At 64.4% G+C, this 6,085-nt stretch carries 5 protein-coding genes and 1 tRNA gene; 5 read left to right on the top strand and 1 reads right to left on the bottom strand.

Annotated elements, in window-relative coordinates:
• The 5 genes from ABS88_RS04990 to ABS88_RS04970 form a co-directional block, all read left to right on the top strand.
• Positions 1-813, top strand: an 813-nt coding sequence (locus tag ABS88_RS04990; protein ID WP_286749324.1) for a DcaP family trimeric outer membrane transporter, incomplete at its 5' end; no start/stop codon positions are given.
• Between the two features lie 26 nt (positions 814-839).
• On the top strand, positions 840-2,507 hold the full coding sequence (locus tag ABS88_RS04985; RefSeq protein ID WP_286749323.1) for an MFS transporter: 1,668 nt from the start codon (positions 840-842) through the stop codon (positions 2,505-2,507).
• Positions 2,508-2,660: 153 nt separating this feature from the next.
• Positions 2,661-3,170 carry a GNAT family N-acetyltransferase gene (locus ABS88_RS04980; RefSeq protein WP_003039626.1) on the top strand — a complete coding sequence of 170 codons (510 nt, stop codon included), beginning with the start codon at positions 2,661-2,663 and terminating at the stop codon, positions 3,168-3,170.
• Positions 3,171-3,180: 10 nt separating this feature from the next.
• Positions 3,181-5,064 carry an AMP-binding protein gene (locus tag ABS88_RS04975; protein WP_286749322.1) on the top strand — a complete coding sequence of 628 codons (1,884 nt, stop codon included), beginning with the start codon at positions 3,181-3,183 and terminating at the stop codon, positions 5,062-5,064.
• A gap of 165 nt (positions 5,065-5,229) precedes the next feature.
• Positions 5,230-5,304, top strand: a tRNA-Thr gene (locus tag ABS88_RS04970).
• 201 nt (positions 5,305-5,505) lie between these two features.
• Here the strand turns inward: ABS88_RS04970 and rlmJ are convergent.
• On the bottom strand, positions 5,506-6,085 hold a 580-nt coding region (rlmJ, locus tag ABS88_RS04965; RefSeq protein WP_286749321.1), incomplete at its 5' end, for a 23S rRNA (adenine(2030)-N(6))-methyltransferase RlmJ.

Here is a 6,085-nt window from a genome sequence, read left to right as displayed (position 1 = left end):
CTGCGCCGCGCCTATATCCAGGTCGACAAATTCACCTTCGGGCAGGACTGGTCGACCTTCCAATATGTCGGCGCGCTGCCCGAAAGCACCGATTTCGTCGGCGCGACCGAAGGCACGGTGTTCGTCCGCCAGCCGCTTGTCCGCTACTCGGCGCCGCTCGGCGGCGGCGTGACGCTCCATGCATCGATTGAAAATGCGGAGTCGGGAACCGCCACCCTCGGCGCCCCGGCGCTGGTCGAAAACGGCGACGACAGCATCCCCGACTTCGCGGCGCGGATCGCCTATGCAGGCAAGCTTGGCGAATTGTCGCTCGCGGGCCTCGCGCGCGAAGTGCGCGTCGCCAATGCCGGCGTGTCGGCAAAGAATTTCGGCTGGGGCGTCAGCGCCGCGGGCAAAATCTATCTTGCCGCCGACAAGGGCAGCGATATCCGCTTCATGGCGACCTATGGCAGCAATGCCGGCCGCTATATCGGCCTGAACTTCGCGCCCGATTCGGTGTTCGACCCGGCGACCGGCACCCTTGCCGATGTTCGCGAGTTCGCCGCGCTCGCGGCGGTACGCCTTGCCGTGGCGCCGCAGCTCCGGGTCAACCTGATGGGCAGCTACCAGAATGTCGACTATGCGGGTTCGATCCCGCTCGCGACCCTGTCGGGGTTCAACGACAAGGCGTGGAGCGCGGCCGCCAACCTTTTCTGGTCGCCGGTCAAGAGCATCGACCTTGGCATCGAATATCGCCACGGTGAGCGCGAAATCGTGAGCGGCGCCAAGGGCCAGCTCGATCGCTTTGAATTTGCCGCAAAATATAGTTTCTAAACCGAACAGGGACAGGGAGAGGTTTCATGGCAACGGCATATGACCATTTGCCCAAGCATCACGAGGCGACGCAGAGCGAAAAGCTCGTCATCACCGCCTCGTCGCTGGGCACCGTTTTCGAATGGTATGATTTTTATCTCTACGGCCTTCTGGCCACTATCATATCGGCGCAATTCTTTTCGGGCGTCAACGAAACGACCGGCTTTATCTTCGCGCTGGCGGCCTTTGCCGCGGGCTTTGCGGTGCGTCCCTTCGGGGCGCTGGTGTTCGGGCGGATCGGCGATCTCGTCGGCCGAAAGAACACCTTTCTGGTGACGATGGGCTTGATGGGACTTTCGACGTTCGTCGTCGGCCTTCTTCCCTCCTATGCCACGATCGGCGTTGCAGCGCCCATCATGCTCATCGTCATGCGGCTGGTGCAGGGCCTTGCGCTCGGCGGCGAATATGGCGGTGCGGCGACCTATGTCGCCGAACATGCGCCCAACAACCGGCGCGGGCTGTACACCAGCTTCATCCAGACGACCGCGACGCTCGGCCTGTTCGCGGCGCTGCTCGTCGTCATCGGCACGCGCACGCTGATCGGCGAAGAGGCGTTCAAGGACTGGGGCTGGCGCGTGCCCTTCCTCGTTTCGATCATCCTGCTCGCGGTGTCGATGTGGATCCGCATGCAGCTTTCCGAAAGCCCGGTCTTTCAGAAGATGAAAGATGAAGGCACGACCTCGAAGGCGCCGCTGACCGAAGCGTTCGGCCAGTGGAAGAATGCCAAATGGGTTCTCGTCGCGCTGCTCGGCGCGGTCGCCGGCCAGGCGGTGGTCTGGTACACCGGCCAGTTCTACGCGATGTTCTTCCTTGAAAAGATGCTGCTCGTCGATGGTGCGACGACCAATATCCTGATCGCAATCGCGTTGGCGATCGGCACGCCCTTCTTCATCTTCTTCGGCTGGCTGTCGGACAAGATCGGGCGCAAGCCGATTATCCTGGTCGGTTGCGCGCTGGCCGTCGTGACCTATTTCCCCGCCTTCCACGCGCTGTCCGAAGCCGCGAACCCGGCGCTTGCCCGGGCCGAGGCTTCGGCGCCGGTGACGGTGGCCACGAACGACGCCGACTGTTCGCTGCAGTTCGACCCCGTCGGCAAGAACAAGTTCGACGCCAAGAGCTGCGACATCGCCAAGGCCTTCCTCGCCAAAAACGCGATCGGCTATGCGAACGTCGCCGCGCCGGCAGGCAGCGTCGCGGTCGTCCGCATCGGCACCGAAAGCTTTACCGCTCCCGATCCCGCCAAGGTAACGGGCGACGAACGCAAGGCCGCGATCACCGCTTTCCAGGGGCAGATCAAGGATGCGCTGACTAAGGCGGGCTATCCGGCAAAGGCCGATCCGGATGCGATCAACAAGCCGATGGTCATCGCCATCCTGACCTATCTCGTCCTGCTCGTGACCATGGTCTACGGCCCGATCGCCGCCATGCTGGTCGAATTGTTCCCGAGCCGCATCCGCTACACCTCGATGTCGCTGCCCTATCATATCGGCAACGGCTGGTTCGGCGGCTTTCTGCCGACGACAGCCTTCGCGATGGTCGCGGCAACGGGGGATATCTACTACGGCCTCTGGTATCCGATCGTCATCGCCGCGCTGACGGTGATCGTGGGGCTATTGTTCCTGCCCGAAACCTTCCGCCGCAATATCGACGCATAGGCAGGCCTTTCGGCATGGACCGGGGAGGATGGCGGGTCGCGCATCCTCCCCGGATTTTTTCGCCCCCGATTTTTCGGGCTTTGCGCTGGATCAAGGCATAATCGGACGCCGGGGCGCAAGAGGCACAGGCTCTTGAACGAAAGGCTCTCTCCCATGGACACGACGCTTCTGCTTCCCACCCGTTCCGGCATCGACGTGCTGGTGCGACCCGCCACCGAAGCCGACGAGGCAGCGCTCGTCGATTTCTTCGACCGCGTCAGCGACGAGGACCGGCGCTTCCGCTTCTTTTCGGCCGGCGCCCACGTCAACCACCGCCAGCTCGAACCGCTGATCCACGCCGACCATTATCGCAGCGAAAGCTTCCTCGGCTTCGACGCCGCAAGCGGCAAGTTGATCGGATCGGCGCTACTCGCCTGCGATGCGGCGATGGACACTGCCGAAATCGCGGTGTCGGTGTGCAGCGACTATCGCGGCAAAGGCGTGGGCTGGGCGCTGCTCGATTTCGTCAGCCGCGAGGCCGAACGGCGCGGTGTCCGGCGCGCGATCGCGATCGAGGCGCGCGAAAATCACGCCGCCATCGAACTCGAGCGCGAAAAGGGCTTCGCCCCCGAAGCGTTCGACGGCGACCCGACGCTGGTGGTTCTCGCCAAGACATTTCGATAAAGGACGACAGATGAGCGACGCCTACCGGCAGGCCTGGACCGACAGCATCACCGACCGCGACGCCTTTTGGGGCGCCGCCGCGCGGGCGATCGACTGGGTGACGCCGCCGCAGCGCATCCATGATGCCGATGCGGGCTGGTTTGCCGGGGGCACGCTCAACACCGCCGCCAATTGCCTCGACCGCCATGTCGCGGCGGGGCGCGGCCATGCGCCGGCGCTCGTCTATGACAGTCCGGTCACCGGGCAGGTGCGCCGGTTCACCTATGCGCAATTGCTCGAAGAAAGCGGCCGCGTCGCGGCGATGCTCAAGCGGCTGGGCGTCGGCAAGGGCGACCGCGTCGTCATCTACATGCCGATGATCCCCGAAACAGTGTTTGCGATGCTCGCCTGCGCCCGCATCGGCGCGATCCACTCGGTCGTTTTCGGCGGTTTTGCGGCGCTCGAACTTGCCAAGCGCATCGACGATGCCGCGCCGCGCCTGATCCTGACGGCCTCGTGCGGGATCGAGGGAGGCCGGCTGATCGCCTACAAGCCGATGGTCGATGAAGCCCTCGCGCTCGCCAGCCACCCGGTAGAGCATGTCGTGCTGGTCCAGCGCGATGCGCTTGCCGCCGATCTCCAGCCGCCGCGCGATATCGACTGGATGACGCTGCGCAGCGAATGTGCCGGCGATCCGATACCCGAAGCCGCGGTCATGGCGGCGAACGATCCGCTCTATATCCTCTACACCTCGGGGACGACGGGCACGCCCAAGGGGGTGGTGCGCGAACATGGCGGACATGCCGTCGCGCTCGCCTGGTCGATGGCGAATATCTACGGCATCGGCGCGGGCGATTGTTTCTGGGCGGCATCCGATGTCGGCTGGGTCGTGGGCCACAGCTATATCGTTTATGCCCCGCTGCTTGTCGGCGCGACGACGATCCTGTTCGAAGGCAAGCCCGTCGGCACCCCCGATCCCGGCACCTTCTGGCGCACGATCGTCCGCCACGGGGTCAAGACCTTCTTCACCGCACCGACAGCGATCCGCGCAATCCGCAAGGAAGACCCCGACGCCGCCTTTCTGGCCGACATCGGGACGGGCGATCTTGAAGCGATTTTCCTCGCCGGCGAGCGCGCCGATCCCGACACCATCGCCTGGCTGGAGGAAAAGACCGGCCTGCCGGTGATCGACCATTGGTGGCAGACCGAGCTCGGCTGGCCCGCAATCGCCAGCTGCTTCGCGCTCGGCGACCTCCGGCGCAAGCGCGGGAGCGCCGGCTTTCCGGTACCGGGCTATGAATTCGTCGTGCTCGGCGAGGACGGCCAGCCGGTCCCCGACGGGCAGAGCGGCTCGATCACGATCAAGGCCCCCCTTGCCCCCGGCGCCTTTCGCACCTTGTGGAACAATCCGGTCGGCTTCGCGCGCAACTTCGAAAGCTTCCCCGGCTATTATGAGACGGGGGACGCGGGCCATTTCGATGCCGAGGGCTTCCTCCACATCATGGGCCGCACCGACGATATCATCAATGTCGCGGGCCACCGACTATCGACAGGTCAGATGGAACAGATCGTCGCGCAGCAGGACGGCATCGCCGAATGCGCGGTCATCGGCGCCGGCGATGCGATCAAGGGGATGATCCCCGTCGCCTTCGTCGTCCCCCGCGCCGGTGCCCCCGATCCCGATACGCTGGTGCGTCTCGTCATCGCCGCGGTGCGTGCCGAACTGGGCGCGGTCGCGGCGCTGAAGACCGCCTATGTCGTGCCGCAGCTTCCCAAGACGCGGTCGGGAAAGATCCTGCGCAACCTGCTGCGCAGCATCGTCAACGGCCAGCATGTCGAATGCCCGCCGACGATCGAGGATCCCGGGGTGCCCACGATCATCCGCGCAGCCGTCGCGGCGCGGTCAGCGCTCTGACATTGGAGAAAGACCGGATCGTTCCGTGCTGATACGGCGGCCGGACAGAAATGGCCGCTATCGTCGTCACGCATCACCTCCACAGGCGCACGAAATCGCCGGAAACAGTTTCTTCGCAAGGACGCTTGTCTTCGCCACGGCACGCTGATAGAGGCGCCCATCGTTGCCGCTTTAGCTCAGTTGGTAGAGCACATCATTCGTAATGATGGGGCCACAGGTTCGAGTCCTGAAGCGGCACCACTTTCCCCCCAAGGCAAACCCGACACATGCGGCCGAAGGGCCCTTTGCTTGTGTGCTTGATTGGGTCCTGTGTGGGACGCCTTTAGCAGCGTCGCGTCCCAGTTTTCCGCCTACCCTTTGAATTTGACAACGAAGTCCGGGACACGCCGGAAGCCAGAGCCTCCCGCGCTCTCTTCCGAAAAATCGGTGATGGGGCTTGTCTTAATCCGCTAACCAATCCGCCGCGATCTCGCCCTTGTGCCCTTCCGGCGCCAGCGCGGCGCGGAGGGCTTCGAGCAGCGGGGGCAGCGCCTGCGTGAAGGCGTATGGCGGGTTGATGATGAAAAGGCCCGCGCCGTTGTAGATGCCCGGCTGATCGGCATCGTACAGCCAATGTTCGACCCACAGGAATTTCGGGATGCCCAGCCGCCTGAGCTGCTGCTTCCATCGCACATGCGCCGCGCGGTCCTTCAGCGGATACCATATCACCGTCACGCCATGCGCCCATTTGCGGTGAGCGGCGGCGAGGGTGACTGCGATCCGGGCGCGTTCATCCGTCTGCTCATAAGGCGGATCGACCACCACCACGCCGCGAGATGTCCGGGTCGGCAGCATCGCCAGCCACAATTCATAGGCGTCGCGCTCATGCACGGCCGCAGATGTGCCGCGCATCGCGCTGCGCAGGGCCATGGCGTCTTCGGCATGTTTTTCGTTGAGGATCAGAAAATCCTGGGGCCGCAATAGCTGCTCCAGAATGCGCGGCGAGCCCGGGTAGAGGTGCGGCTCGCCCCCGGCATTCACT

The sequence above is a fragment of the Sphingopyxis sp. SCN 67-31 genome, assembly GCF_001725095.1.
The sequence above is the reverse complement of the archived record's forward strand: the minus strand, read 5'-3'. Positions and strand labels throughout refer to the sequence as shown.